We start from the raw sequence: 2,469 nt of genomic DNA, 5'->3' as shown, positions 1-2,469 counted from the left end.
ACGACACCAACGGCGGGGAAGTCGCTATCGCGATGGCCATGCCCGCCCTCCCCTCTTCGTCAAGTGGTGAGCGGGCATGAAAAAGCCGCCCGGAGGCGGCACGTCAGGCGAGGTTGCTGCTACGGGGAGATGACGTTGACCCGGCCGATGCCGTTCGCGTTGAAGGCCACCAGCAGCGTGCCGTCGTTGGTCGCGTAGGCGGTAAGGAAGTCCATGCCGAGGATCAGCCGCTTAGGTGTGAGGCCGTCCGCGTAGGCGATGCCGCCCCGCACGCCGGACAGGGTCGAGCCGGTCCATTGGACGTCGTTGCCGTCCCACACCATGTAGACCGCGGTCGCGGTGACCACCGTCAGCGTGCCCGAGGTGATCGGGGCGCCGCCCGCCGTGTACCCGGTGCCGACGATCTCGCCGGTAGCGCTGTAGGACTGGTCAGCCGTCGCGAAGTTCGGCGTGATCGTGTTGTCGTACAGGGCGAGTTTGTGCGTCGCCAGCGCCAAGTTGAGCCCGATCTGGGACGTGCCCAGAGCGTCCACCAGCGTGTCCGCGTACCAGCCGCTACCGCTCCACGACATTGACGGCACCCCCCATCATGATCGTGGCGTCCCTGCCCGGCACGCCCTCCTTCGGCCTGCCGAGCGTGCGCACCCCAGAGCGGAAGCCGTGCATCTCCTCCGACGCCGCCTTCAGCTCGGCCGCCGCCGACACCAGCACCGCATCGTCTCCGCCGTCCAGGGCAGCCACGTAAGCCTCCTTGGCCGCCTCCAGCCGATCCTCGAAGCCGACGCAAACGTCGAAAAACTCCTGCTCCCGGCGGGCGTGCATCGCCGCCACCCGTGCACTCGTCACGGACTCACCTCCACAGTCCCGGTCACCACCGGGTTCCGGATCACCACCGACTGCTGGTCCAGGCCGTGCTGCACCACCCGGTTCCCGAGCTGGTCTGTCACGTCCTTCACCGGCCTGCCGTCCTTGCCGCTGTACTCGCGCACCTGGTCTTTGGTGGCGTACGACCAGCCTTGAGGGCGGGCCTGGATGTTCTTCGAGCGCAGCCAAGCCCCATACGTTTGGCCGCCCTCGGGATCGAATTCGGGCACGTCGAACCGCCCTCCTGCCGTAGTGGAGAGGGCCCGGACACCAGGTCCGGGCCCCGATGTCATGGCCCCTTCCCCCCGAGCCGCGCGTACAGGTAGGCCGCCGCCGCGTCCGCGTCCGACCGGTTGGTGACGTTCATCGTCTGAACCGTGATCAGCGAGCCGTCCCGCTGCGCCGACGACGACGCCCCAGACCCCGACCCGCCAGCCGACTCCTGCACAGGAGCAGGCCGCGCATACGACGGAGCCTGCTGAGGAGCCGACACCCTGCTCGCGTTCACCGGCCCAGCCGACAACCCCACCGCGTACGAGGAGTAGCCAGACGCCGGGCTAGAGCCCCCAACCAGACCAGACTGCTGTCTGTTCAGTGACAAGCCGAAGTCGCTTGCCACCTGCCCCAGCAAGTCGATCGCCCGGGACCGGTAGCGCTGCTCGTACGGAATGAAAGCTTCCTTGTCGGCGCCCTCTCCGTACAGGACGGTAGGCGAGTCGACGATGTGCGGCGGCAGGGAATGCCCGCCCGCCGCGAACGCCTGGATGCCGCCGGCCGCGTACCGCTCGATGCCGCCTTCCTCGTAGGTGACGATCGCACCCGCTCGCGCCTTGAGCTTGTCCTGCTTGGCGACACTCTGTTTCTTGTCGTAGTAGTTGGTGACGACGTTGGTGTTGACGGTCTTGCCGTCGAGCTCGCGGAGCTTCTTCTCGTACTCCTTGATCAGCTTGAGCGCTTCCTCGCCGCCGGGCGTCTTGACGTCTGTCTTGACGTTGCCCGGGATCAGGCCAAGCTTCGTCGCCAACTCCTCGGCCTGCTTGCGGGAGAAGCCCATCTTCTCTGCCAAGGCGATGAAGGAGTCTCGCTGAGCGCCGACCTTCCGAGTCACCTCATCGAGTGGCGTCCCCTGCTCGATCAGCGCGTCACGGTAGGCGTTGGCCTTCTCCGCTAGCCCGATGAGGGCTTCGCGATTCCGCCGGCCCGCCTCGGTGTTGGTGTCGTGAGCCTTGCCGTTCTCCTTGATGGAGGCGGCGGCGGCGTCGACAGCCCGCTTGTAGTTGATCTCCGCCTGCATCGCGGTGGACGTGAGGCTGGTCAGTTGGCTGATCGCCGACCGGAGGGTGTCCACGTTCGTGGCCGCACCGTCCGCCGAGTTGCCCAGGTCCTTCAGCGCGTCCCCGGTCGGGGCTGTGGCTTGCTGGGCAGCCGCCGCGGCAGAGCTGTAGCCGGGCAGGAGTGCCCGCAGCTTGTCCACGTCCCCGCCGGCGAGCCCCGCCTGCTTGGCCAGCTCGTTGAACAGAGCGGCGGCCTGCTGGCTGTTTCCCGACTGCACCATCGAGGTGAGGGTCTTGTCGAAGTTCTCCAGCCTTTGACGGCCCGTGTCCA

At 67.4% G+C, this 2,469-nt stretch carries 4 protein-coding genes; all 4 read right to left on the bottom strand.

Features of this window, described 5'->3' with window-relative positions; all coding sequences use genetic code 11:
- Positions 1 to 119: 119 nt before the first annotated feature.
- A complete protein-coding gene (locus BMX74_RS42580; RefSeq protein WP_091106173.1) occupies positions 120 to 572 on the bottom strand; it encodes a hypothetical protein in 453 nt (150 codons plus the stop codon).
- The gene (locus tag BMX74_RS42575; protein ID WP_091106172.1) at positions 556 to 831 is read right to left on the bottom strand and encodes a hypothetical protein; all 276 of its coding nucleotides are present in this window, start codon (positions 829 to 831) and stop codon (positions 556 to 558) included. The genes BMX74_RS42580 and BMX74_RS42575 overlap by 17 nt, the downstream gene beginning before the upstream one ends.
- An 11-nt stretch (positions 832 to 842) precedes the next feature.
- Entirely contained in the window at positions 843 to 1,094 is a 252-nt protein-coding gene (locus BMX74_RS42570; RefSeq protein ID WP_091106170.1) for a hypothetical protein, read from the bottom strand.
- Between the two features lie 59 nt (positions 1,095 to 1,153).
- A partial coding sequence (locus BMX74_RS44790) for a coiled-coil domain-containing protein (protein ID WP_177227771.1) occupies positions 1,154 to 2,469 on the bottom strand: 1,316 nt, incomplete at its 5' end.

Source organism: Nonomuraea pusilla (assembly GCF_900109355.1).
In the GTDB taxonomy this organism is placed as follows: domain Bacteria; phylum Actinomycetota; class Actinomycetes; order Streptosporangiales; family Streptosporangiaceae; genus Nonomuraea; species Nonomuraea pusilla.
This window is presented reverse-complemented; position numbering and strand designations above follow the sequence as displayed.

Bases quoted from the DNA above. Each gene is read 5' to 3' on its own strand.
- BMX74_RS42580 (WP_091106173.1), bottom strand. From the start codon at position 572: ATGTCGTGGAGCGGTAGCGGCTGGTACGCGGACACGCTGGTGGACGCT.